23 protein-coding genes and 2 tRNA genes are annotated in these 22,976 nt (G+C 68.4%); 9 read left to right on the top strand and 16 right to left on the bottom strand.

Annotated features, from left to right (window positions below):
- The first annotated feature begins 37 nt into the window (after positions 1-37).
- Positions 38-592, top strand: coding sequence for a dihydrofolate reductase family protein (locus ACQPZA_RS00855; protein ID WP_433277496.1), 555 nt, complete (start codon positions 38-40; stop codon positions 590-592).
- 13 nt (positions 593-605) lie between these two features.
- Here the strand turns inward: ACQPZA_RS00855 and ACQPZA_RS00850 are convergent, their stop codons facing one another.
- The 5 genes from ACQPZA_RS00850 to ACQPZA_RS00830 form a co-directional block, all read right to left on the bottom strand.
- Positions 606-1,793, bottom strand: a complete 1,188-nt coding sequence (locus ACQPZA_RS00850) for a GNAT family N-acetyltransferase (protein WP_433277494.1) — start codon at positions 1,791-1,793, stop codon at positions 606-608.
- Between the two features lie 257 nt (positions 1,794-2,050).
- A complete protein-coding gene (locus ACQPZA_RS00845) occupies positions 2,051-3,406 on the bottom strand; it encodes a lipopolysaccharide biosynthesis protein (protein WP_433277492.1) in 1,356 nt (451 codons plus the stop codon).
- Positions 3,407-3,608: 202 nt separating this feature from the next.
- Positions 3,609-4,568: a sigma-70 family RNA polymerase sigma factor gene (locus ACQPZA_RS00840; protein WP_433277490.1), complete on the bottom strand. Its 960-nt coding sequence runs from the start codon at positions 4,566-4,568 to the stop codon at positions 3,609-3,611.
- 14 nt (positions 4,569-4,582) lie between these two features.
- A complete protein-coding gene (locus ACQPZA_RS00835; RefSeq protein WP_433277488.1) occupies positions 4,583-4,966 on the bottom strand; it encodes an ester cyclase in 384 nt (127 codons plus the stop codon).
- A complete protein-coding gene (locus tag ACQPZA_RS00830; RefSeq protein WP_433277486.1) occupies positions 4,967-5,200 on the bottom strand; it encodes a hypothetical protein in 234 nt (77 codons plus the stop codon).
- A 201-nt stretch (positions 5,201-5,401) separates the two neighbouring features.
- Here ACQPZA_RS00830 and ACQPZA_RS00825 point away from each other — a divergent pair, with 201 nt between their 5' ends.
- Positions 5,402-6,340, top strand: coding sequence for an AraC family transcriptional regulator (locus ACQPZA_RS00825; protein ID WP_433277484.1), 939 nt, complete (start codon positions 5,402-5,404; stop codon positions 6,338-6,340).
- A 132-nt stretch (positions 6,341-6,472) separates the two neighbouring features.
- The gene (locus tag ACQPZA_RS00820; protein ID WP_433277482.1) at positions 6,473-7,273 is read left to right on the top strand and encodes an enoyl-CoA hydratase/isomerase family protein; all 801 of its coding nucleotides are present in this window, start codon (positions 6,473-6,475) and stop codon (positions 7,271-7,273) included.
- 54 nt (positions 7,274-7,327) lie between these two features.
- On the opposite strand, the gene ACQPZA_RS00815 is transcribed toward ACQPZA_RS00820, so the two are convergent.
- A complete protein-coding gene (locus ACQPZA_RS00815) occupies positions 7,328-8,548 on the bottom strand; it encodes a cytochrome P450 (protein WP_169397483.1) in 1,221 nt (406 codons plus the stop codon).
- Positions 8,549-8,770: 222 nt separating this feature from the next.
- Here ACQPZA_RS00815 and ACQPZA_RS00810 point away from each other — a divergent pair, with 222 nt between their 5' ends.
- The gene (locus tag ACQPZA_RS00810) at positions 8,771-9,406 is read left to right on the top strand and encodes a TetR/AcrR family transcriptional regulator (RefSeq protein WP_312859256.1); all 636 of its coding nucleotides are present in this window, start codon (positions 8,771-8,773) and stop codon (positions 9,404-9,406) included.
- A 52-nt stretch (positions 9,407-9,458) separates the two neighbouring features.
- Here the strand turns inward: ACQPZA_RS00810 and ACQPZA_RS00805 are convergent, their stop codons facing one another.
- Positions 9,459-10,589: an epoxide hydrolase family protein gene (locus ACQPZA_RS00805; protein ID WP_433277479.1), complete on the bottom strand. Its 1,131-nt coding sequence runs from the start codon at positions 10,587-10,589 to the stop codon at positions 9,459-9,461.
- Positions 10,590-10,652: 63 nt separating this feature from the next.
- Here ACQPZA_RS00805 and ACQPZA_RS00800 point away from each other — a divergent pair, with 63 nt between their 5' ends.
- Complete coding sequence (locus ACQPZA_RS00800) at positions 10,653-11,606, top strand: helix-turn-helix transcriptional regulator (RefSeq protein ID WP_433277478.1); 954 nt, start codon at positions 10,653-10,655, stop codon at positions 11,604-11,606.
- A gap of 56 nt (positions 11,607-11,662) precedes the next feature.
- Here the strand turns inward: ACQPZA_RS00800 and ACQPZA_RS00795 are convergent, their stop codons facing one another.
- The 3 genes from ACQPZA_RS00795 to ACQPZA_RS00785 all read right to left on the bottom strand — a co-directional run bounded on the left by ACQPZA_RS00795 (position 11,663) and on the right by ACQPZA_RS00785 (position 14,952).
- Complete coding sequence (locus tag ACQPZA_RS00795) at positions 11,663-11,863, bottom strand: hypothetical protein (RefSeq protein ID WP_433277476.1); 201 nt, start codon at positions 11,861-11,863, stop codon at positions 11,663-11,665.
- A 672-nt stretch (positions 11,864-12,535) separates the two neighbouring features.
- Positions 12,536-14,584, bottom strand: a complete 2,049-nt coding sequence (locus ACQPZA_RS00790; protein ID WP_433277474.1) for a GmrSD restriction endonuclease domain-containing protein — start codon at positions 14,582-14,584, stop codon at positions 12,536-12,538.
- Between the two features lie 128 nt (positions 14,585-14,712).
- Positions 14,713-14,952 carry a hypothetical protein gene (locus tag ACQPZA_RS00785; RefSeq protein WP_433277472.1) on the bottom strand — a complete coding sequence of 80 codons (240 nt, stop codon included), beginning with the start codon at positions 14,950-14,952 and terminating at the stop codon, positions 14,713-14,715.
- Here ACQPZA_RS00785 and ACQPZA_RS00780 point away from each other — a divergent pair.
- The 3 genes from ACQPZA_RS00780 (at position 14,939) to ACQPZA_RS00770 (ending at position 17,066) form a co-directional block, all read left to right on the top strand.
- Complete coding sequence (locus ACQPZA_RS00780; protein WP_433277470.1) at positions 14,939-15,319, top strand: hypothetical protein; 381 nt, start codon at positions 14,939-14,941, stop codon at positions 15,317-15,319. The genes ACQPZA_RS00785 and ACQPZA_RS00780 overlap by 14 nt on opposite strands.
- 20 nt (positions 15,320-15,339) lie before the next feature.
- Positions 15,340-15,780 carry a hypothetical protein gene (locus ACQPZA_RS00775; protein WP_433277468.1) on the top strand — a complete coding sequence of 147 codons (441 nt, stop codon included), beginning with the start codon at positions 15,340-15,342 and terminating at the stop codon, positions 15,778-15,780.
- 716 nt (positions 15,781-16,496) lie between these two features.
- Positions 16,497-17,066 carry a site-specific integrase gene (locus ACQPZA_RS00770; protein ID WP_433277466.1) on the top strand — a complete coding sequence of 190 codons (570 nt, stop codon included), beginning with the start codon at positions 16,497-16,499 and terminating at the stop codon, positions 17,064-17,066.
- 65 nt (positions 17,067-17,131) lie between these two features.
- Here ACQPZA_RS00770 and ACQPZA_RS00765 read toward each other — a convergent pair.
- From ACQPZA_RS00765 to ACQPZA_RS00750, 4 genes are all read right to left on the bottom strand, one after another.
- A tRNA-Arg gene (locus tag ACQPZA_RS00765) sits at positions 17,132-17,207 on the bottom strand.
- A gap of 56 nt (positions 17,208-17,263) precedes the next feature.
- Positions 17,264-17,353, bottom strand: a tRNA-Ser gene (locus ACQPZA_RS00760).
- Between the two features lie 54 nt (positions 17,354-17,407).
- Positions 17,408-19,381, bottom strand: coding sequence for an acetoacetate--CoA ligase (locus ACQPZA_RS00755; RefSeq protein WP_433277464.1), 1,974 nt, complete (start codon positions 19,379-19,381; stop codon positions 17,408-17,410).
- Between the two features lie 286 nt (positions 19,382-19,667).
- Positions 19,668-20,369, bottom strand: coding sequence for a dienelactone hydrolase family protein (locus ACQPZA_RS00750; protein WP_169398055.1), 702 nt, complete (start codon positions 20,367-20,369; stop codon positions 19,668-19,670).
- Between the two features lie 77 nt (positions 20,370-20,446).
- Between ACQPZA_RS00750 and hisC the strand changes: the two genes are divergently transcribed.
- The gene (gene hisC, locus ACQPZA_RS00745) at positions 20,447-21,502 is read left to right on the top strand and encodes a histidinol-phosphate transaminase (protein WP_433277462.1); all 1,056 of its coding nucleotides are present in this window, start codon (positions 20,447-20,449) and stop codon (positions 21,500-21,502) included.
- A 66-nt stretch (positions 21,503-21,568) separates the two neighbouring features.
- On the opposite strand, the gene ACQPZA_RS00740 is transcribed toward hisC, so the two are convergent.
- Both ACQPZA_RS00740 and ACQPZA_RS00735 read right to left on the bottom strand, forming a co-directional pair.
- Positions 21,569-21,844: a GlsB/YeaQ/YmgE family stress response membrane protein gene (locus tag ACQPZA_RS00740; RefSeq protein ID WP_169398057.1), complete on the bottom strand. Its 276-nt coding sequence runs from the start codon at positions 21,842-21,844 to the stop codon at positions 21,569-21,571.
- 144 nt (positions 21,845-21,988) lie between these two features.
- Entirely contained in the window at positions 21,989-22,627 is a 639-nt protein-coding gene (locus ACQPZA_RS00735; protein ID WP_433277459.1) for a response regulator transcription factor, read from the bottom strand.
- Between the last annotated feature and the right edge of the window lie 349 nt (positions 22,628-22,976).

Here is a 22,976-nt window from a genome sequence, read left to right as displayed (position 1 = left end):
AGCTGGCTCCCGCACCCACCGACCAGGGGAGGAAGCCATGCGGAAGCTGGTGTCAGGACTGTTCGTCTCGCTCGACGGCGTCGCGCAGTCGCCGGACAGGTGGCAGTTCGCGTTCGACGAGGAGATGGGGGTCGAGATGGGCCGGACGATGGCGGAGGCGGACACGATCCTGCTCGGCCGGGTCACCTGGACGGAGTGGTCGGGCTACTGGCCGTCCGTCACCGACGGCGAGGACCTCGCCTTCGCCGAGTGGATCAACTCCTCGCCCAAGCACGTCGTGTCCACGACGCTGACGGACGTGTCCGCGTGGCCGAACAGCCATCTGGTCAGCGGCGACCTGGCGACCGCGATCAGGGAGCTCAAGGCGGCCGATGGCAAGGACATCACGGTCTCGGGCAGCCCGGGTCTCGTCCGCTCCCTGATCGCGGCGGACCTGCTCGACGAGCTCACGCTGTTCGTCAGCCCGGTCGTGGCCGGTCAGGGCCTCGAGAAGCTGTTCGCCGACGACGCTGAGCTCACGCGCCTCGACCTGGTGGGCGCCCGGCCCACCAGCAGCGGCACCGTCATAGCGACCTACCGGCCGCGACACTGAGGGCCGGCCGGACTCAGGAGGCGGGTCGGCCAGCTGACCGGTTGCTGTCGACGCGCCGGAACAGCTGGCCGATGGTTCCCACGCCCAGTTCGCGCCGGTAGGCGCTCAGCGCGGACGCCGTGAGGAACGCGGGCGCCGCGACCAGCTTCGCGAACCGGCCCGGTCCGATCACGACGAACTCCGGGGTGGACCGCACGGTGCGACTCCAGCGCAGCTTGGCCTGCGTGGGCCACGAGGAGAAGTTGACCTCGGAGATGCCACGCTCCGCCGCGTCGGTGACCGCGACCCATTGCAGGTAGTTGGTCGGGGAGTAGTCCCAGGCGTCGGAGCGGAACCCCGAGATGGAGATGAACGCGGCCGTGCCCGTGCTGAGCACGAGTTGAACGGCCAGTGTCTCCCCCTCCGCCACGAGCCGGTAGACGGTGACGCGGCGGCGTTCCGCGAGATCGGCGATCACGTCGAGGACGTAGGCGCGCACCTGTGGATCGGCGAGCACGTCGGAGTGCTCATCGCCGCGCGCCCTGAACTCCGCGCGAGCCCGGTGCAGCCGGACGAGTTCCTCCGAGGCGGACCGGACCGCATCGGGCTCGGTGAGGCCCTCGACCTGCCAGCCTTCCACCCCGAATCGCTTGGTGAGCCGGTTGCGTGCGCGGCGGACGGCCTCCTTGAGGTTGCGCCTGCCCTCGGAGGGTCCGCGCGGCGCTAGGGGAAGGGGGAGGACGACGAAGGGGGTGGTCTTGTAGGCGACGACCGTGAAGTCCGGCGCGGCGAGCCACCCCGGCTCGAGCCAGTCGCCGCTCTCTCCGAGCGCGATCGTGACCAGATGCCATGACCGTTGCTGCGTAGCGAGGTACTCGATCAGCGCACGGGCTATCTGGCGGCCCTGCGGCTGCGCGGCGAGCACTGCGGGAGCCTCGAACGGCCCCACCCACGGCGCGCCGCTTCCGATCATCTGCAGCCTGCGGATCCCGAGCCGGTACGTGTGGAGGTGCATCGGCGCGACACCGACGAGCCGACCGGCGTCGCGGACGGTGAGGATCCACGCCTCGTCGGTCTCGGGCATGAGTGATCGCATCCAGTGGATCGTCCACTCCGGCCCGACGAACGGGTTGAGGGTCTCACTGCGGTCCTGAAGCTCTGTCCACTCCTCGCGGATCTTCTCCACGGCCTCACGGGTGGACAGCCGACTCACGTCCAGCACTACGACTCCGATACGACCGGGCAGACGGGCCACATCTCACGCCGAGCACCTCGCCGCGGACGTCCGCGGTCGACAGCGCAGGCTGTCGCCTTCATCTGACGCTCCCTCGATCTTCCCGCATCGGCTCGTTCCTGCACCCAGCGTAGCGGCACTGCGCCGTTTGGTGATTGTCTGGGTCTTCTGTCCGACTCAGAGGTCACGGCCAGTGCAGGGGCGAGCCTGAGGCGTGCGCCCGCGGGAGGACCTGGTGCCACCCGTCAGCGGCGGCGGAGCGAGAACCGGTTGGCCCGGAGGAACCGGACCAGCGGCACGATCGTGGCGGCGGCGACGACGACTTCCGCGATCAGGTAGCCGAGACCGACGCCCGCGAGGCCGAGCGGGCCGACCAGAGCGAACGCGAAACCGATGACGAGCACCGCGATCATCGCTTCGATGACCACCACCCGGGCCATCTGCAGTTGGATTCGACAGATCGCCACATACAGGGTGGAAACCGTGCTGAAGGGGATGGCCAGGACCATCAGGCGAAGGACTGTCGACCCCTCGGCGGCATACGCCGGCCCCAGGATCGAGAGGATCCACGGCGCGGCGATCATCACCACGGCGACGCCGGGCACGGCGACCAGCGCGATCAGCCGGATCGTCCGGGCCATCAGCGCGGCGATACGCCGGCTGTCGTGTGCCGCCTCGACCAGGTACGACGAGCTGATGTTGAAGATCAGCAGGCCGAGCGACTCGCTGATGAGCCACGGCACCGCGTAGTAGGCGTTGGCCTCGGTCCCGAGTACCGCGACCACCAGGAGCGGAAGGGTGAGCGGCACCACGTACATGACCGCACCCGTCGCGTACTCCGCCAGGAAGATCCTGGTGAGGCCGCGACGGTCCGGCATCTCCGTCGCCCCGGCCTCGGCCGCTCTACGACGCGGGAGCGTTCTCCCCAGCAGCACCGCGTTCACGACCAACACCGCGAGCAGGCACGGCAACACCCACGACAAGACGATGCCGTTCTGCAGTGCCCAGACCGAGAAAAGCAGCAGCAAGCCGAGCTTGCCGATCGCGAACAACAGCTGTTCGAGGGGTATCCACACCGACTTGCGTATGCCGGTCAGCACCCAGTCCTGCAGGGCGAACAGCGAGAAGAGGGCGACGATCAGCGGGAACGCCACCTTCTCGACGGTCCCGGTCAGAAGCTCATTGGGAATGACGAGAACGAATGCGGCCCCGAGCACGAGGCTCAGGGCGACAGCTATCCCGTACCCGCCCAGAACCAGCGAGCGCGACTTCGCGCCCGCGGCGGCGAGGACACGACCGAACAGCACACCCACGTTGGAGCTGGACAGCTGCGACAGCATTGTGGCGGTCGTCAGGATGGCCGACGCACGCCCGACCTCCGCGGGCGGCAGCCGCGCCGCCACCGCCCAGAACGCCAGCCCGACGACACCGGTGATCCCGGTCGCCGCCATCAGCGCAACGGCGTTCAGCTCGAAACTGGGCGGGCGCCACCGCCGGCGCACATCGGGATCGGGTGCCTGCTCGACGAGGACTATCGGCTCCGTCCTCGACTCAGCCTGGTCATCGACGGCGGGCACGCTGACCCTCTGGCTCTCGTCCACGGCGTCCTCAGTTCGGATGCGGGCGGGGGTGGGGTCCGAGCGGCTCGATCGAGCTACCTGCAGGCCTGGGCGCGAGGCGGAGATCTTCAGACCGGCCTGGTGCGCGCATCGGGGCTGCGCGCGGTCGTCGATCGACCATCATCGACCAGACGTCCCGGCACACCGTTCCGGAGCGTAGCCGGGACACCGCAGCGTGGCGTCTTCACCCCGTGCCGAGATAGCCCTCCATGGCGAGCGCCGACCGCAGTTTTCTCCGAGCGTCGTACACCACCTTGTAGACAGCGTTGCGGCTGGAGCTCCGCTGCTGCCCCAATGCCTCCGGCGACATCCCGCCGAGCACCGCGGCGAGGAGGGCGTCGCGCTGCCTGTCGCTCAGTGCCACGTCGACGGCCCTCGCCACCACGGCCAGCATGTCGCGGAACTCCGCCACGATCTCCGGCTGGAACTCACGCCTCGCCGGCAGGTCGCCGCGATCCGGCGCGTCCAACGAGGCGTCGCAGCGGCGCCAGAAATGCCGGTTGACCTTGGTGGCCACCTCTGTGAGCACGAACCGGTGCGCCCAGGTCGTGAATGTGGCCTCACCGCGGAACTCGGGAACCTTCCGGATGATCGAGACGACGGCATCGGCGGCGGCCTGGCAGGCGATGTCGTCGATCTCCGGACCCCGGACGTCGAGAGTGCGGCGAAGCCTGCCGGCGGCCTCGGCGCGCGCCGGCACCAGCAGCAACGGGTACAGCTTCGCGACGGTCCGCTCGTACTCACGTCCGGTCGCGGTGAGCCCTCGGACCCACCGCTGATCCTCCTCGGACATGCACCGCTCTCCCCCAGGGGTCTCCGCCACGACCGGCCGCTCGACCGGCAACCTGCGGATGTCCGCTCGCACCCTGTCGGGGGAGCGTCTCAGCTCCACGTCGCAACGGGTCCACGCATGGATCCGGGCGAGAACGTGACGAACAGCGGCCGCCGCCTCGTCCTCCAGCACCGGGCAGGCCGACAGGTCGAGCACCACGGTGCCGGTGCTCGAACACAGCTCGGAGGCCGCTTCCAGCTCGGCGCAAAGCGCCTGGACATCACTCACCTGACGGGCGGGCCCGCACAGCGCGACCGTGATGTAGCCGTCGGCCACCAGTATCCGTACAACCGGAGCCTTGCCCGCGTCCATTTTGCCGGTGATGTTCAGCCCAGGCCGATCTGCTGATAGAAGGCGGAGTTGTCCCAGAACAGGAACTCTTCATCCATCGTGCCGTGCCGGTTCCAGATCCCGACGGTTGCCATGTTGAGGGCGTACTTCTTACCGGTCGGCGAGATGGAGCCGCCCTTACCGTCGGGCATGGTTCGCGTGAAAGTGCCCTTCATGACGCCGGTGACGGCCGTCAGGTTGTCCTTTGCCACCCGCAGCGGGTGCACCTCGATTCGCGTGTCGGGCGCCCACACGAACAGTGCCGCCAGATCCTCGGCGTGCTTGTCGAGACCGTCGGTGTAATGGCCGTCGGGCCAGTGCGCCCGGACGTTGCGAGCGTGGCTTTCACTCAGTCGCGCCCACTGGGCGTGGGAGAACACCTAGAAGTCCAACTCGTCGAACGTCGTCAGGTTCGCCCGCTCCTGGCTCGTCAGGTGCTGGGGGAAGGGCGGACTGACCACGCCGCCGGTTGCCGGGTCGGGCAACGGGACCCACCCCGTGGCCGGGTGCTGGTCGGCGGCCAGTGCCGGGCTCATACCGGACTCGACGGCTCCCAGGGCGAGCATGCCGAATGTGACGGCTGCTCCAGATTTGAGCACGGCACGACGATCCACGATCACAACTCCCTTATTCACGAGCCGGACTGGCCGCCCTGATCTCCGGGCAGCGAGAATCCCAGGCCTTCCTCGGATTCAGCCCAGGGCCGGGAACCTGGCAAAACTCTATGAAGCCGGCCGTTCCCCAGCGATGGCCGATATGCTCATTCTTTTGTCCGTGCGTCTCAGGCATCGCCCGGTGCCAGTACGGTTGCCGGGGTGGACCCACTGTCGGACGTGCTCGGCGTCACCAAGGTCAGGGGTACGGTCGCCGCCACCGTTGAAGCCGGTAAGGACTGGGGAGTCGATATCGACAACATTCCCGGTGCCGCTTTCCACGCGATGATCGCGGGTGACGTCTGGCTGGAGGTCGACGGTCAGCAGCCGCGTCACCTCCTGCCGGGAGATCTGGTGCTGCTGCCCACCGGACCGCATCACCAGCTGGTCACCGGGCCAGGACAGCACTGCGAACCGTTCGACCACCTGGCTGCACGTCAGGCACTGACCTCCGGCGGCAGGCTGACGATCGGACGGGGCGAGACGCACACCCGGATTCTCTGTGGCTCCTACCAGGAGGACGCCACCCTGAACGCGTCACTGCTCGGCGTGCTGCCGCCGGTGATCCACGTACATGCGGATCCGACCCGGCCGACGGAGCACGTCCTACAGCTGCTCACACACGAGATCGGCAGCGCACCGACCGGCACCGCGACCGTCCGCGACCGGCTGCTCGACGTCCTGCTCATCCACATCATCCGCGCCTGGCTGCTGACGGCCGAGACTCAGCCGCTACCGGCGTCCTGGCTCACCGCGCTGCGCGACCCGCTCATCAGCGAGGCCATCGCCGTTCTGCACGGCGACGTGGCCCGGGACTGGACGCTGCCGGACCTCGCCGCCCACCTCTCGGTCTCCCGGGCCACCCTGGCGCGCCGCTTCCGTGCGCTCGTCGGGCAACCCCCGCTCGCCTACCTTGCCGACTGGCGCATGGAGCTGGCGGCGCATCGCCTCCGCTCGACCCATGGGCCGATCGGCCCGATCGCCCGATCGGTCGGCTACACGAGCGAGTACGCGTTCAACCGTGCGTTCACCCGCATCCGGGGCATCACGCCCGGCCGCTTCCGCGCCCTCGCACAGAACCAGGAGGACGAGCAGGGGTAGCCGCCGTGAGTCGTAGGGCGCGGATGTGACGCCCGTCTCCCACCGTTCTCCGTGAGATCCGGAGCGATTCCGCCACCAAGCAGACGGCAGCCACACACATCAGCTTCCACCCGCCCCTCAGGAGAGAACCCGATGACGTCGTCCTCCAGCACCTCGGCAACCGCAGGCCCCGCTCCGGCCTACTTCACCGCGTACGAGAACCTCGCGATGGAGCGCAGCGCGTCAGGTGTGCTGACGCTCCGGTTCCACACCGACGGCGGTCCGATCACCTTCACCGGCCAGACGCACAGCGACCTGCCCCGGGCGCTGGAGGCGATCGCGGAGGACCGCGACAACCAGGTGTTGATCCTGACCGGGACCGGTGACCGGTTCATGACCGACATCGACGGCCCCAGCCTCGGGGACATCACCAAGCCGCTCAACTGGGACAGGACCTACGCCGAGGGGCGGCGCGTCCTGCAGCGGCTGGTGGATCTCGAAATGCCGATCGTGTCCGCGGTCAACGGCCCGGCGTCCGTGCACAGCGAGTACGTCCTGCTCGGCGACGTCGTGGTCGCCGCCGAGTCCACGGTGTTCTCCGACTACCCGCACCTGACGTTCGGCATCGTGCCGGGCGACGGCATCCAGGTGGTCTGGGAGGAGATCCTCGGCTTCAACCGCGCCCGGCACCTGATCATGACTCAGGGTTCGTTCACCGCGCAGCAGGCGCTGGACTGGGGTGCGGTGGCCGAGGTGGTGCCGCAGGAGCGGGTCCTCGAGCGCGCGGTGGAGATCGCCGAGCAGCTGGCCCGGCGCCCACAGCTGCTGAACCGCTACCTCGCGGTCATGTTGCGCCAACGGGTGAGCCGCCGGATGGCCGAGGGGACGGCGCTGGGCATGGCGCTGGAGGGCCTCACCGCCGCCGACATGGCATACCGGCAGGCCATCGGCTGACAGGACGCCGAGACGGCGCGGGGCCACCAGCAGTGCTGTCCGTCGACTCGGTGCTCACCAGGTCACCGGCAATGCGGTGACGCCACCGGTGATGTGGTCCTTGCGGACATCGATGCTGTCGAGGTCCGCAGCCAGGCGCAGCCCCGGGAGGCGACGGGCGAGGGTGGCGAAGACGGTGCGCAGTTCGACACGGGCGAGGCTTGCGCCGATGCAGAAGTGCGGACCGTGCCCGAAACCGACGTGCCCCCGCTCCTCGCGGTCGGGGTCGAAGGTCTCGGCGTCGTCGAAGACGGACGGGTCGCGGTTGGCGGAGTTGATCGACAGGATGACGGCGTCACCGCGATGGATGGTGACCCCGGCGACGTCGAGATCGGTGTGGGCGTAGCGCAGGATGCCGAGGTCGCCGGGGGCGCCGAGGCGCATGATCTCCTCGACCGTGGCGTTGATCCGGCCGTCCGGGTCGGTGGTCAGAGCGTCCCACTGGTCGGAGCGGGTGAGCAGGAAAAGGGTGCCCAGCCCGATGCGGTTGACGGTGGTCTCGTGGCCTGCGAAGAGGAGGCCGACCGAGAGCCGGACCATCTCGGCGTAGTCGAAGTCCTCGTCGCCGGCCTGGGCGCGGACGAGGTCGGAGATGACGTCCTCGCCGAGGTGGGCGCGCTTGGCCTCCGCAAGCCCGGCCATGTACCGCCCGAACTCCGTGCGGGCCCGGTGGGCGTCCCCGTCCTCGGAGTAGGTGGCCATGCGCTCGGAGAGCAGGCGGAAACGGTCCCGGTCACCCTCGGGCACGCCCAGCAGCCGGCAGATGACCGCGACGGGCAGCGGAAAGGCCAGCCCGGCGTGCAGGTCGACGATCCCGTCGGGTGAACCGTCGTGGTCGGCGACGAGCTGGTCGATGTAGCCGTCGACCAGGTCCTGCACGTGATCGGAGAGCTGCAGCATGCGTTTGGCGGAGAACGCCGGGGTCAGCAGCCGCCGCATCCGGGTGTGGTCGGCGTTCTCGGTCTCGTAGGTACCCGAGGGCCCGTCCTGCACGGCGGCGTAGGAGATGCGCGATGCGCGCTCGGGCTCCGGGTGGGACCGGCCGAGCCGCTTGTCGGCCAGGAGGTCGCGGACCTCGTTGAAGCGGGTGACCAACCACGCGGGATCACCTGCCGGCGTGGTGACCTCCGCGACCGGCGCCTCGCGACGCAGCACCTCGTACAGCGGTGCGAGGTCGAGCACGTTGGGCCGGACGAAGGGCAGCTGGGGACGCTCGGTGGATGCGGCGACGGTCACCGGTTCTCCTCTCGGGACACCTCGAAGACGTCCCGACGGTACAACTTTGTGGCAGGGACTGCCATAAATGATGGTCGTTACGGTGTGCCCTGCGTAACAGCCCCCGAGTCGCAGGTGGAGGTCGATGTGGTGGAGGGGCACGACGGTGGACCTCGCCGCGGACGGCCGCCGATGAGCGATCACCAACGTCAGCAGCAACGGCTCGAGATCTCTCGTCACGCAGTGCGGCTGTTCCGAGAGCAGGGCGTATCGGCCACATCGGGCGAGCAGATCGCGAGCGCGGCCGGGGTGTCCGAGCGCACGTTGTGGCGGTACTTCCGCAGCAAGGAGAGCTGCGTCGAACCGCTGCTCACCCGCACGGTCAACGCCTTCAAGGACGCGCTGCGCTCCTGGCCACCGGACCTCGAGCTCACCGAGCATCTCGACGTCGAGTACACCCTCACACCTGCCCCGTCACGCAGCGACATCGAGGCGGTGCTGGCCGTCGTCCGGCTGACCCGCGACGAGCCTGCCCTCCGTGCCGTGTGGCTCGTGCTGCACGAGCGGGCCGAGCCCACCTTCGCCGAGGTGCTCGGCGAGCGCATGGGCCTGCCGCCGGACAGTCTCGAGGTCCGCATCCACGCCGCGAGCATGAACACCGCACTGCGGGTGGCCACCGACGACTTCGCGTGGGCCGCCGCCGAGGGGATCGGCCCGGAGGCCATGGACCGGTACCGCGAGCGCCTGTCGTCGGCCCTCCGCACCGTCCTCCGGGTTCCGGACCGGGCACCGGCTCACGGGACGGAGCGCGCAGAGAGCGGGGCCGTCCCGCCCACGCATCCGCACGATCGTCCCCGCCCCCCTCGACCCGGCGCCTGACCGATGCGCCGGGCCGGAAGCGCCGTCACGACGTGAGGTCCGACAGCCCCGCTCAGCGCAGCGCGGCGAAGAACGCCCGGATGTCGCCGGCGACGACCCCGGGGACCTCGAGCGCGGCGAAGTGGCCGCCCTTGTCGAAGCGGCTCCAGTGCACGATGTTGGAGTTGTCCCGCTCGGCGAAGGCCTTGATCGTCTGGAAGTCGTCGGCGAAGACGGCGACGCCGGTGGGCGCGGAGTTCACCTGCGGCTCGCCCTCGGCGCGGGCGTTCTCGAAGTAGCTACGGCTCATGCCCGCCGCGGCGTTGGCGAGCCAGTTCACGGTGACCTCGGTGAGGATCGTGTCGAGCGGCACCAGTGACGTGCCGTTGCCGAAGGAGGTGAACAGCTCGCTGTAGGCGAGCAGAGCGACCGGCGAGTCACTGAGGCCGACCGCGACGGTCTGCGGCCGGCTCGCGTTCATCGTGTTGTAGCCACCGACCGACTGGAACCACTTCATGTGCTCGAGCCCCGCGTAGTCCTGCGGCTCGAGGCGCTCGAACTCGCTGGGGTCGCCGGACGGGAAGGAGAACAGCTGCAACACGTGCAGGCCGAGAAAGCCGTCGGGGTTCAGGAGCCCGAGTTCCCGGGCCACCATGGCGCCGTTGTCCGAGCCGTGGATGCCGTATCGGGTGTACCCGAGTCGCCGCATGAGCTCGTCATAGGCGCGTGCCACCCGGGCTGTGTCCCAGCCGGCTTCGGCGACGGGGTTCGAGAAGCCGTAGCCGGGGGCGTCCGGGATCACCAAGTCGAAGGCGTCCTCGGCACGGCCGCCGTACGCGACCGGATCGGTGAGCGGGTCGATCATGTCGAGGTAGTCGACAGACGATCCGGGGTAGGTGTGGGCGAGCAGGAGCGGCGTCGCATCGGGGTGGGCCGAGCGCACGTGGATGAAGTGCAGGGTCTGCCCGTCGACCTCGGTCGTGAAGTGCGGCACGGCGTTGATGCGCTCCTGCTGGGCCGGCCAGTCGAAGCCGGTGCGCCAGCGCTGCACCGCCTCGTGGAGGTAGCTGTTCGGGGTGCCGTAGCTCCAGTCGTCACCGGGGGCGGGCTGGGGCAGGCGGGTGCGCGAGAGCCGGTCCATCAGATCGTCGACCTCGGCCGGGGTGACCTCGACGCGGAAGGGGAGGATGTCGGTGTTGGTCATGCTGGCAACGGTATCGTCGATATAGGAACACTTCGTTCCTATTGAACGAGGAAAGTTCAACCCATGGCTGACACCACCGGGCGGCTCCTCGCCCTGCTCGCCCTGCTGCAGTCGAGGCCGGCCTGGACGGGCACCGAGCTCGCCGCCCGCCTCGGGGTGACGGCGCGAACCATCCGCAACGACATCGACCGCATGCGCGAGCTCGGCTATCCGGTCGAAACCACCAGAGGCACGACCGGCGGATACCGCCTCGGCGCCGGTGGCAAGCTGCCGCCGCTGCTGCTCGACGACGAGGAGGCCGTCGCCGTTGCGGTCGGCCTGCGGGCGGCGACCGGCATCACCGGGATCATGGAGTCGAGCGCGCGAGCACTGGCGAAGCTCCAACAGGTGCTCCCGCCACGGCTGCGATCGACCGTGGCGGCGCTCTCGTCGGTGGTCGATCGAGCACCCGAGAACACCGGTACCGACGCACCGGATCCCGAGGTGGACCACACCGTGCTCACGGCGGTCGCGACTGCCATCCGCCAGGTCGAACTGTTGCGCTTCGACTACCGCGGAGCAGCCCGACTCGTCGAGCCTTACCGCCTGCTGAGCTGGGAACGCCGCTGGCATCTCGTCGGGCGCGACCCCTCGTCCGGCGAGTGGGACACCTTCCGGGCGGACTGGATCGAACCCCGGATGCCGACAGGTCGCAGCTTCCCGCCCTCGCCGCTGCCCGGCGGCGACTACACGGCTTTCGCCATGCGCTCGATCGCCACGAGCGGCTGGAAGGTGCACGCCCGCCTGCGCATCGCCGCGCATGCCGAAGCGGTGCTCGATCGGATCAACCCGACCGTCGGGGTGGTCGAGTCGATCACGGACACGGAATCGGTGCTCGTCACGGGCGCCGACAGCCTCGAAACCATCGCTGCCTACATCGGCATGCTCGGCATGGAGTTCACCGTGGAGTCCCCAGCCGAGCTCCGGCCGCACCTGCGCCATCTCGCGGAGGTCTACCTACGGGCAGCCGCCGACTGAGCCGATCGCCCTCAGAGATCGACGAAGACTACTTCGAGTAGATCGGTCTGTCCGACCTACTTCCACGCGAACGAGAGCGCGAGCCCGTCGGACGACAACCAGATCCACACGTCCTTGTGGATGTTGAGCGCCGCAGCAAATTCGTTGATGCGATCTTCCACAAGCTGTGCCGCGTCCATCTCGGAACAGCGGAGCCAGACGTGCTTCCCGACGACGTTGCGCTGGCGCCCCTTCGAGAACTCGACGTCGTGCGTCACGAGCGGCGCCCTCGTTGTCCGCGTAGACGGTCAACTCGTCGTCGCTCGCCACTGAGCCCCGCATTCGCCGCCGTCCACGCGTCGTGTCCGAGCCGCCGCAACGTGGCAGCCATAGCGACGCCGACATCGTGGTCACAGACGAATAGCGACCGGTCTCACGGTCAAGGTAGTGGCGATTGCTCACTGCTCTTCGGGCGGCGGGAGGCTCAGCCAACCGCAAGAAAGCGGGGATTTTGAATCACCTTACGCAGTCCTGTGCGTAGCGGACGGAAGCGCTTACCGTCGTCGATCGAGATAGTACCCCTCTAAGAATCGTTGATCTGCCGCCATGGGGTCGACAACGAATCGCTTATTTACACCTGTGATCATCCCTCACTGGACCACTCGTCCGACCGTTCGCAGAAGCTCGTCCATATCAAAGAGGCAGAACCCGACCGTGACACCGCGTGAGCTCACTCGACGGTGGATGTCGGACACCCAGCGCGAGCCCACGCGGGCCGTCCGCGCAGGGTGCATAGTCTGCAGCAACCACCGGTTCGGCAAGAGATCCGCATTTCCGCTCATCCGATTTCGGTGACGTCGCGCGCGGGAGCCGCGCCGTGGGAGCAAAACTCCTCCGTGAAGCCTTGCCGCGATGGCGCCACTGCCGGCCAACGTCGATGCCCCGGCGGGTTAGTCGCGATCTTCCGCGATCATGGCCATCAGCTGCTCCGCGTCGACTCGTTGTTCCTGCTGGGCCCGTCCCCACCCGTCGAACCGCACACCCTCGGCCTGCAGCACCTCGCGCGGATCGTCATCGCGTTCAGGGTCGGGCCAGCGGAACTCTGGAGAGATATGCCCGTTGCGCTTCAGCACGCGGTGCGCGTTTGACATTGTCACCGTGGCGAGGCGGTTTCCCACTGCGACCTGGTGAGATCCGATCACTTCCGCCACGTCGGAGTAGCTGGTCCACCGACCGGCCGGGACGGACGCGAGCACCTGGCTCATCAATCGCCAACGCGGCTCGATCGGGTATGCGGCCACCGACTCGTCCGGTCCGGGCCAGATCGCGACGACCCGGTCAGCCAGCATGCGGCTGCGCGCGCGGATCTCTGCGCGTCGCCACTGCTCGTTCTCGGCGATGAGCCGGTTGGTCTTCAGCCCGCTGTCGGCCAACTGTACGCGCTTGACGTCAAAATCGGAGTTCGACAGCTGCTGGTTGTAGGCGGTGAGGGTTAAATTGCCCAGCGTGTGCACGACCGACGTGTGCACCTCCTCGGGCGATTCCGAATGGTCGGCCTCGACAGCCAGTTCGCTCAGCCACTTCTCGGAAGGGCTCTGCGGCAGTACGTGCTCGATGCTCAGGTCTACGAGGTCGAACGCGATCTGCTCGCCATGTCGCAGGTCCTCTTCCAGCGACCGCAGCACGAACCGCTGCTGATGGCCGCGGCCACGGAAGTAGAACGGCTCGACCAGCACCGCATCACGTACCTGCTGGTCAGACGGGAACCGCTTGCGGGGGCCGGACAGTACCCTCGTGACCGCTTCGGCGGTTGGCGGCTCGGCACCCAACTCCTTGACCAGCGACATGAGGATGCGGTTGAGGTTGTTCGTAGGAATACCGACAACCATCCGGCGCACCTGGAAGCTCTCCACCACGCGCAGTGCGCGGGCCGCCTCAGCGGCGTCGACACGGCCGGCGTCGTGCGACTCCAGCACGTGCAGCGCGATCGGGTGCACCACCGTCGAACCCCAGCGGGACAGGCGATCCAACGCGTCACGGAGCACCGGCACTGGCTCCTCAACAGGCCGCAAGATGCGCCGCAGCAGCAGCGCCCGGTGGTGCAGCCGCTCCACCCAGTTCGCGATCTCCTCCTCCGAGAGCCGGTCGAGTCGGCTCTGCTGGAGTCGGTAGATCGCGGTTTGGGTCGCCTTCTCGTCTCCGGCCACGACGAGGTCAAGCCACACGAGCTCGTCGAGCTGCGCGTCGTCGAGCAACGTCTGCAAGGGCAGCCACTGAGAGGTGTAGACGTGGTCGCCCAATGTCGGCAGCTTCATGAACAGGTAGTTGCGCAGCAGGTCGGCCTGGGTGAGCGGCTGGCCCTTGTGATTGAGCGACTCGAAGATCCGGTGGACGTTGTCGTCGGCATGCGCAGATATGGACACCAGCGCGAGTCGCCCGGTCACCGCTTGCTCCAGCGCGCGTACATCAGCGTCGTCATCAGGGTCGTCGAACTCGGCAAGCTTCGCCCGGAACCACCGATAGGCGCTTCCGATCCGGTCCTCACCGCCAGCATCCGGGGCACGCTCCACCAAAGCGACCCAGGAAGCTCGGTCTGCCTGGGTGGGTAGCAACCGATACCGGTCATCGCCAGCGGCGTACTTGTTGACCAGGTGCAAGTCGTGAATCTTCTCCGCGAGCTGCGGGTGGGCGGCGTGGACGTGATCGCGAACGGCGCACAACAGCAAGCTGAGCGTGGTCAGGCGCTGCTGCCCGTCCACCACGATCCAGCGGGTGAGGCCGCCCGCTGTCGTATCGGGGCTGGGAGCTAGCACGATGGAGCCGAGGAAGTGCGTGGCCGACCCGTTGTCGCCGACGAGCACCATCAAGTCGTCCCACAGCTGCCCGAGCGGGTCCTTCTCCTTGCCGTGCTGCCAGCTGTAGCGCCGTTGGTAAAGCGGTACGACGTACTGGGTTTCGCCCTGGAGGACCTGCCGGACCGTAGATTCGCTCGCCTTCACGGCGCACACCCTTACCAGACCGGCCAACATGGGCAGCAACAGCCGCTACGACCGAACCGCGAAGGTCACCGGCCGCGAAGCCGACGAGGCCCGCGCACTGCACGTGACCGCCGCGACGTGCTCGATGACTACCCGGCCTCGACGCGCCGGTCATCGCGAGCCAGCTCGGTGAGATCCTCCGCTGCACCGCTATCGAACTCAACGCCGGCCGCGACGTACCCATCGGTGTCCGCCGAGCCGTCCGGCACTTCGCCGACGCGGTACGGGTCGGGATGCAGCAACCCTCGCAACCCGACCAAGTCCCGAATCGGCAGGAAGAAGCTCGTTCGACTGAGCGCGCGGGACGTCCGGCTGATGGTCGACGCCATGAGGGCAGATGGCGTTGGTACCCGCACCATCCAGTACGTGCACGCAACCCTGAGAGCAGCGCTGGAGCACGCCTACCGCGAAGAGCTGGTGAGCCGCAACGTCGCCAAGCTCGTCCGCGTCGAGAGGCCAAAGCCGGCGCCGAAGGAACCAGTGTCGGTGGCGGAAGCACGCAAGATGCTCGACGGCACGACCGACGACAATTGGCACGCGCTGTGGGTTCTGCTACTCATGCTCGCCTGCGGCGCAGCGAGGTATGCGGCCTGCGATGGGAGCACATCGACTTCGAAGCTCGAACACTCCGGGCGGCCCAGACGGTCTCGTGCTGGGATCGAACTTGACGAGGCACTGGAGAGCTACCGGTCATGAGATCGTAGATACTACGCAACGTGGACGCTGCGTGGATCGGACTCGTTGGTGCAGTAGCAGGTGCAGGAATCGCATTACTAGGTCAGTACATCGTCGCCCGCACCGGGCGGCGTGAGCGCGAAATCGCACTCCTCTTAGACCAGTGCGCATATATTATCGCCTTTTCTGAAGACTTCCGGAACAGAGTATGGGAAGAGCGACGCTTGGACCGCGAGGGAAGAGTTGCGGAATGGGACATCGGTGCATACCGCATAGCCGAGGCCAAGCTTCTTATCCTGAATACGGGAAAATCCTTCGGAGAAGCGATCGGAGAATTGCGGAAGCGCGGTGCCGACCTTGGAGTCGCTTGGCGTACCGAGCGCGCGGACAACGAAAAGATTGAAGCCGCATGGTGGGCTCATCATCGCGCTCTTAAGGCTTTTACGGAGGCTAGTGCAACCCTAGTGAAGCGGAGACGCTAGGGCCAAACATCCAGTGTCAAAACTTGACTTCTTAGGCCTCTTCGGTGTGAACTCATGGCTGTTCGGTTACTTGGGGGAATCTGGCGAGGTCAGTCAGCATCCTTAAGATCGGTTGAGCCGCCTCGGACGGCTGGCGTTGCTGTACTTACTTGCTGTACATACAGACACGCCGAGCCCAGTGGCACTACCCGACGACACCCCATACCGATGCATCGCCGGGTTTCTCTACGTCCCAGTACGCCTTCAGCCTGACCTCGTGGGGTCCGTGTCGTAGCACGTTCGGACAACGCCGGAACTCGTAGGCATTGTCATCCGACACCCGTAGAAAGTCTGACGGGCTGAGGTCCACGGACTCACCGCATGTCGAACAATGCGTAGCGCGTTGGCCCAGTTGAAGGCCGGCCGGTCGAGTCACCGCGTACTCCTTGGTTGGGGGACAGCCGAAAGTATGCCGCTCCTTGCAAGTTGGGCATGTCAGCGGCGCATGGCCCTCCATCCCCGCGATCCTGGCCCGCACTTGGCGGGACCGGGCGGCGGTAACCCGGAACCCCCGATCCCGCTACCCGACCACAACCCTGCTTGCGCATCCCCTCGGACGCCGCCGCTTGCGGGATCGGGGCGCGCAGCGGGGTTGCCGCCGTTCAAGCACGCTAAGACGATCTGCGGCCAGCGGGGATGTCCTCCCGCACGTCACACAGCTTCCCCGTTGCCGGCGCATGGCCGGCGGGCCCAGCTCGCGGTGGGAGCGGGGCCGTACGGGCTTCGGCAGGTCCGGCCGCAACACCTCAGCGCGGCATGGACCTCGGTGTCGTGCCACTCGGGAAGCTCGAACACTCCGGGTGGCCCAGGCGGTACAACGGGTGGACGGACAGCTTCGGGCGCTGCCGGAGTCCCGGCGCTCCAACCGGACAGTGCCACTGCCACCACGCGCCGTCTACGCCCTGGCCAATCATCACCGCTGCCTGCAAGAGCAACATGGCGAGCTCGGCCGTCCCTGGCGACCGGAGAACTATGTCTTCGGCCACCGGCACGGCACGCCGATGGAGCCACGCAACCTCACCCGTCTCTGGAACACCCTCTGTGAGGCGCATGGGCTCCGTGTCGTGCCGCTTCATGGGCTGCGTCACAGCTGCGTGAGCCTGCTGCTCGCGCTCGGCATCCACCCGCGGATCGTCATGGAGATCGTCGGCCACAGCGCCATGGAGATGACGATGAACGTCTACGGGCACGTGAACCTGGAGAACCAGCGGAAAGCACTCGACCACCTCGACGAGGAGCTGTCGTGAGGTGGCCGTTGCTGTCGATCTCAGCTGTCAGAGTGGCAGCGGGACCGCTGACCGTGGCTCTGACCTGGTGCGCCCGAAGGGATTCGAACCCCTAACCTTCTGATCCGTAGTCAGATGCTCTATCCGTTGAGCTACGGGCGCGTGCTCTTCAGTTGTCGTACTCCGTCGCGGCCGATCTTACCCGACCACTCCAGGTGCGGAGGCTCCGGGATTTGAACCCGGGATGGGGGGTGACCCCAAACCGCATTAGCAGTGCGGCGCCATAGACCAGACTAGGCGAAGCCTCCCGGGGCCTCTCGGCCTCCAGCGGACACCAGACTACACATGCCGTTCCGCCCGGATCACGACCCCCCGGGGGTCACCAGCGCGAGGAACGGAGCGAGCGCCTCGGGGTTCTGCAGGGCCCCCCGGCTCACGGCCTTGTCGGGCGCCACACCCGAAAGGATCTTCTTGACCGGTACCTCGCACTTCTTGCCGTTGAGGGTGCGTGGGACGGCGTCCACGACGATGAACCGGTCCGGGACGTGCCGCGGCGACAGCTCGGAACGCAGGGTGCGGCGCAGGCCCGGCTCGACGTCCTCCAGCGAGGCGCCCGGCGCCAGCACGACGAAGCAGAGCAGGGCTCCGTCGTCGTGGACGGCGAGCTCGGTGGTGTCGATCACCAGTGAGTCGAGGATCTCGTCGACGCCCTCGACCACGGCGTAGAAGTCCGCCGTGCCCATCCGGACGCCGCCGCGGTTCAGGGTGGAGTCGCTGCGGCCGTAGATGACGAAGGAGCCGCGCGGCGTGAGCCGCACCCAGTCCCCGTGGCGCCAGACGCCGGGGAAGTCCTCGAAGTAGGCCTCGCGGAGCCGGGCACCGTCGGGGTCGTTCCAGAACGACACCGGCATCGACGGCATCGGCCGGGTGATGACCAGCTCGCCCACCTCGTCGACGAGCTCCTTGCCGGACTCGTCGTAGGCGGCGACCGCAGCGCCGAGCCCGGCGCAGGAGATCTCACCCAGCCAGACGGGGACGAGGGGCGACGCGCCGACGAAGGCGGAGCACACGTCGGTGCCACCCGACACGGAGCAGAGCTGGATGTCCTCGCCCACGGCGTCGCCGACCCACCGGAAGCCCTCGACCGACAGCGGCGCCCCGGTCGATCCGATCGCGACGAGCGACCCCAGGTCGTACCGGTCGCGGGGGCGCAGCCCGGACTTGAGGCTCGACTGGATGAACGGCGCCGACACCCCGAAGTAGGTGATGCGGTGGCGCTCGGCGAGCTTCCACAGCGCGCCCAGGTCGGGATGGCCGGGGTTGCCGTCGAACAGCACCACGGTGCTGCCCACCAGCAGGCCCCCGATCAGCAGGTTCCACATCATCCAGCCGGTGGTGGTGAACCAGAAGAAGCGGTCCCCCGGGCCCAGCTCCATCTGCAGGCCCAGAGACTTCACGTGCTCCAGGACGATCCCGCCGTGGCCGTGCACGATGCCCTTCGGCAGGCCCGTGGTACCGGACGAGTACAGCACCCAGAGCGGGTGGTCGAACGGCACCGCCTCGAACTCCAGCGCCGCGTGCGTCGCGGTGAAGTCGCTCCACGACACCGTGCCGTCGAGCGTCGCGTCCTCGTCCAGGTACGGGACGAGGACGGTCGCCGTCAGCATCGGCAGCTGCGCACGCAGGGCCTCGATGTTCGCGCGGACGTCGAACCGCTTCCCGCCGTAGACGTAGCCGTCCACCGCCAGCAGCACCGCCGGCTCGATCTGCGCGAACCTGTCGTGCACGGCCCGCGCGCCGAAGTCCGGCGAGCAGGACGACCAGATCGCACCGAGGCTGGCGGCAGCGAGGAAGGTGACCAGCGTCTCGACGCAGTTCGGGGCGAGCGCGACGACCCGGTCCCCCCGGCCGACCCCCATCCCGACCAGGCCCGCCCGCGCCCGGCCGACGAGTTCCCGCAGCTCGGCGTGCGTGACCGTCCGCTCCAGGCCGTCCTCCCGGGCGAACACGAGTGCGATGTCGGCGTCCTCTCTGCCCGGTCCGGGAGTCAGCGCGTGCTCCGCGTAGTTGAGCGTGGCCCCCGGGAACCACTCCGCGCCCGGCATCTCACTCCCGCCCAGCGCCACGCTCGGCTGCGCGTGGAACCGGACACCCTCGACCTCGGCGACGGCCGACCAGAAACCCTCGAGGTCCTCGACCGACCAGCTGTGCAGCGCCGCGTAGTCGGGCACGTCGACCCCGCGGTGCTCACGGACCCACGCCATGAACTCGGTCATCGGGCCGGCGTGGTGCGGGTCGGGAGTCCACAGGACGTCGGGGATCTCGGACGCAGCCATGACGGTCAGCATGCAAGCCGCCGCCGGGTCGCGCCAGGGCCGTCCGGGGCGGGGAGAGGACGGGCGCGTCCGCCCGACCCGGTGGTGGGCTCACACACCACGGAACGGCGTGTCGATGCGCGTCGAATGTGGGTTCCGGCCCCATCCCCCACATGCCCTCACGCGGGTCCCGTCGTGGCCGCCCTCCGCGCACGCTCCCGCAAGCCCGCCTGCGAGCTGGACGGGCGACTCGCGGGGCAGGACGGGGCGACTCGCGCGCGGGAAACGGGCGACTCGCGGGGTGGGGTCAGCGCAGGTGGGAGTCGAACCAGTTCAGGGTGCGCTGCCAGGCGTCGGCGGCGGAGTTCGGGTCGTCGTCGAAGCGGTGGCCGCTGTGGGGGTACACGACGACGTCCGTGGCCACCTCCGAGGAGCTCGCGGCGTCGCGCAGCCGGCTGATCCCCGGGTCCGGCTCCCCGTCGGCCGTCTCGCCGTAGATCCCGAGCCAGGGGCAGGTGAGCCCGGGGGCCGCCTCGATCAGCGACGGGAGACCCGTGGAGGCCGCGTCGGCGATGCCTTCGCCCGCCACGGTGACCGCGGCACCGAGCCTGCGGTTGGCCGCCACCACCAGTGCAACCGAGCCGCCGAGGTCGAAGCCGATGACGCCCATCCGGTCGGCGGTGATGTCGTGCTCGGCGAGCCAGCCGAAGGCCGTGTCGGTGTCGGCCATGATCTGCTCGCCCTCGAGCCGGTCGACCTGCTGCTGGACCTCGTCGTCGGCGGCGCCGTCCAGCTCGTCGGCCGCGTCGCGGTGGTACAGGTGCGGCGCCACGGTGAGCCAGCCGTCGCCGGCGAGACCTTGCACGAGCCCGCGCACGGCGTCGGTGACCCCCCGCGCCTCGTGCAGAACCACGATCCCGCCGCGCACCGGACCGTCCGGCTCCGCCACGGTGAGTCGCAGAGAGCTGCCATCGACCAGCGGGACGGTCTCCGTCCTGATCTCGGTCATGACCACAAGGGTTGCACGGCTCGGCGAGTGTGACAGCGGCGGGCACGCGGACGGGGCGACAGACATAGGGTGTCCACATGACGCTGATCCGCCCCGATCTCGACACGCTCCCGGCCTATGTCCCCGGCCGCGCGATTCCCGGGGCCATCAAGCTGGCCAGCAACGAGGTGTCGCTACCGCCGACACCGCGGGTGCTCGCCGCGATCGCCGAGGCCGCTGCAGGGGGCAACCGGTACCCGGATCTCGCCGTCACGGGCCTCACGGCACGTCTGGCGCAGTACCTCGACGTGGATGCCGAGCGGATCGCCATCGGGTGCGGGTCCGTCACGTTGTGCCAGCAGCTCGTGCAGGCCACCTGTTTCGAGCCGTCGGACGAGGTCGTGTACGCCTGGCGCTCGTTCGAGTCCTATCCGATCGTGACGCAGATCGGGGGCGCCACGATCCGCACGGTGCCGCTGGACGACGACTTCCGGCACGACATCGACGCCATGATCGCCGCCGTCACCCCGCGGACGCGCCTGGTGATCGTCTGCAGCCCGAACAACCCGACGGGCACGGTCGTGACTCGCGAGGAGATGGAGCGGCTGCTCGTCTCGGTCGGTCCCGACGTCCTGGTGGCGCTGGACGAGGCGTACTACGAGTACGTCACCGACCCCGAGGCCGTCGACGGGATGGCACTGATCGACGCCCACCCCAACCTGGTCGTCCTGCGGACGTTCTCCAAGGCCTACCGCCTCGCGGCCCTGCGGGTGGGGTACGCCGTCAGCGCGCCGGCCGTGACGACCGCTCTGCGGAAGGTGTGCTCGCCGTTCAGCGTGAGCTCCGTGGCGCAGGCCGGGGCGATTGCGGCGCTCGACGACGCGGCCGAGTTGCTCGCCTGGTGCAAGGACGTGGTCACCGAGCGGAGCCGGGTGCGCGACGCGCTGCTGGAGGCCGGTTACACCGTGCCGGTCTCCCAGTCCAACTTCGTGTGGCTCGCGCTGGGCGACCGCACCGGTCCGTTCACCGCGCACTGTCTTGACCACCACAAGGTGGTCGTCCGTCCGTTCGCTTCCGACGGGGTGCGGGTGACGGTGTCCGCGCCCGACGAGAACGACGCCTTCCTGGCCGCGGCCCGTTCGTTCACGGGCTGACCCCGGAGACGACACCGGCCCGGCCCCGACCACGCTGTCGGGACCGGGCCGCTGCGTGCGCGAGCGTCAGCGAGTGACGCCGCGCCTGCCATAGGCACCTGCCACGATGGTGACACCGATGGCGGCGACGACAATCTGCAGAATGAGTTCGATCCAGTCGATGCCGCCCGTGCTGGCCACGCCGAACAGCCGCGCGATGAACGTGCCGATGAACGCCGCCACGATCCCGACCAGGATGGTCAGCCAGATAGGAATGTTCTGCTTCCCGGGCGCCACGAGCCGCCCGAGGAAGCCGATGATGGCACCGATGACGATCGCTGTGATGATCCCGGTCACGGTCATTGCAACTCCCGAGGTTCCTCAGGGCCGACCCCACACGACCCGCGTGTGCACTGGGTAGCACGGGGTGAGCGGCCCTGCACGCCTGGAGACCGGATGACACCCGAAGCGTTATCGCCCCATAGGGTCACGGCCACCTGGAGGGCCTCAGGGCTCCAGGACGTATCCCTCACCACGGACGGTGCGGATGCGCTCCGCGCCGATCTTGCGGCGTAGGTAGGAGATGTAGACCTGCACGAGATTGGCGGACGCCGGCTCGGACCAGACGGCGCTCGCCAGCTTGTCGGGGGAGACCACCTCACCCGGATCCGCGAGCAGCGCCATCAACATCGCGAATTCGGTGGGAGACAGCGAAACCGATTGTCCGTCGACGGTCACCTCCCCCAGTTCGGTGTCGACGGTCAGCTCGCCGTGGCGGATCACGGTGTTCTCGACGGCGGCACCGAGCCGCAGCCGCAGCCGGATCCGCGCCGCGAGCTCGTCGACGGCGAAGGGCCGCAGCAGGTAGTCGTCGCGGTCGCCGCGCAGCTGGCCGAGCAGGCTCGCGCGGCGTTCCCGCGGGGTGACCGCGATGACCGGCACGTTCGGCGCCTCGGTCTGGACGGCCGCGAGTACCGCAGCCTGGTCCGGCCCGGGCAGCTCGACGTCGAGCACCAGCAGCGCGGGGTCGCGCGAGCGGACGGCGTCGAGCACACCGATTCCGTCGCTGACGGGGCTGACCGAGACCCCCTCGGACCGGAGGCTGCGCAGCACAGCAGCCGACGCGGCCGTCGGGGGCAACGCCAACAGGACATGATCGTTCGGGGGTACGGACACACGTGTCGACAGGGCTGTCGAGACGTACGAGGACGCACCCCCCGGGGGAGCAGCGGGGAGCATCGCGCCTAGCTTCTCGCAGCCGGGCCGCGATAACAATCTTCTAACGGAGCAACCTTGAACGTTCTGAGAGGTACATCCCGGTCGCCTGAGAGCCCAGGTACTCCGAATGGAGTACCCGAGCTGCCCCATCCGTCCGTCTGACGTCGTTTTGGCGCGCGTGACCGACCTGCTGGCGCGTACGCGCAACCTGACCTCTCAGGTTTGCTGATCATCGGGCTCCTCCTTCTTTATGGTTCCGCCCCATGCGACGGACAAC

The sequence above is a fragment of the Pseudonocardia xinjiangensis genome, assembly GCF_050948425.1.
In the GTDB taxonomy this organism is placed as follows: Bacteria; Actinomycetota; Actinomycetes; order Mycobacteriales; family Pseudonocardiaceae; genus Pseudonocardia; species Pseudonocardia xinjiangensis.
The sequence above is the reverse complement of the archived record's forward strand: the minus strand, read 5'-3'. Positions and strand labels throughout refer to the sequence as shown.

Excerpts from the sequence above, each read along its gene's own strand:
- ACQPZA_RS00840 (WP_433277490.1), bottom strand. The coding sequence starts at position 4,568 with ATGGACGCGGGCAAGGCTCCGGTTGTACGGATACTGGTGGCCGACGGC.
- ACQPZA_RS00800 (WP_433277478.1), top strand. The coding sequence starts at position 10,653 with ATGGCTGACACCACCGGGCGGCTCCTCGCCCTGCTCGCCCTGCTGCAG.
- ACQPZA_RS00805 (WP_433277479.1), bottom strand. The coding sequence starts at position 10,589 with ATGACCAACACCGACATCCTCCCCTTCCGCGTCGAGGTCACCCCGGCC.
- hisC (WP_433277462.1), top strand. The coding sequence starts at position 20,447 with ATGACGCTGATCCGCCCCGATCTCGACACGCTCCCGGCCTATGTCCCC.
- ACQPZA_RS00755 (WP_433277464.1), bottom strand. The coding sequence starts at position 19,381 with ATGGCTGCGTCCGAGATCCCCGACGTCCTGTGGACTCCCGACCCGCAC.
- ACQPZA_RS00785 (WP_433277472.1), bottom strand. The coding sequence starts at position 14,952 with ATGGCGTCGACCATCAGCCGGACGTCCCGCGCGCTCAGTCGAACGAGC.
- ACQPZA_RS00750 (WP_169398055.1), bottom strand. The coding sequence starts at position 20,369 with ATGACCGAGATCAGGACGGAGACCGTCCCGCTGGTCGATGGCAGCTCT.
- ACQPZA_RS00780 (WP_433277470.1), top strand. The coding sequence starts at position 14,939 with ATGGTCGACGCCATGAGGGCAGATGGCGTTGGTACCCGCACCATCCAG.
- ACQPZA_RS00770 (WP_433277466.1), top strand. The coding sequence starts at position 16,497 with ATGGCCGGCGGGCCCAGCTCGCGGTGGGAGCGGGGCCGTACGGGCTTC.
- ACQPZA_RS00740 (WP_169398057.1), bottom strand. The coding sequence starts at position 21,844 with ATGACCGTGACCGGGATCATCACAGCGATCGTCATCGGTGCCATCATC.
- ACQPZA_RS00820 (WP_433277482.1), top strand. The coding sequence starts at position 6,473 with ATGACGTCGTCCTCCAGCACCTCGGCAACCGCAGGCCCCGCTCCGGCC.
- ACQPZA_RS00855 (WP_433277496.1), top strand. The coding sequence starts at position 38 with ATGCGGAAGCTGGTGTCAGGACTGTTCGTCTCGCTCGACGGCGTCGCG.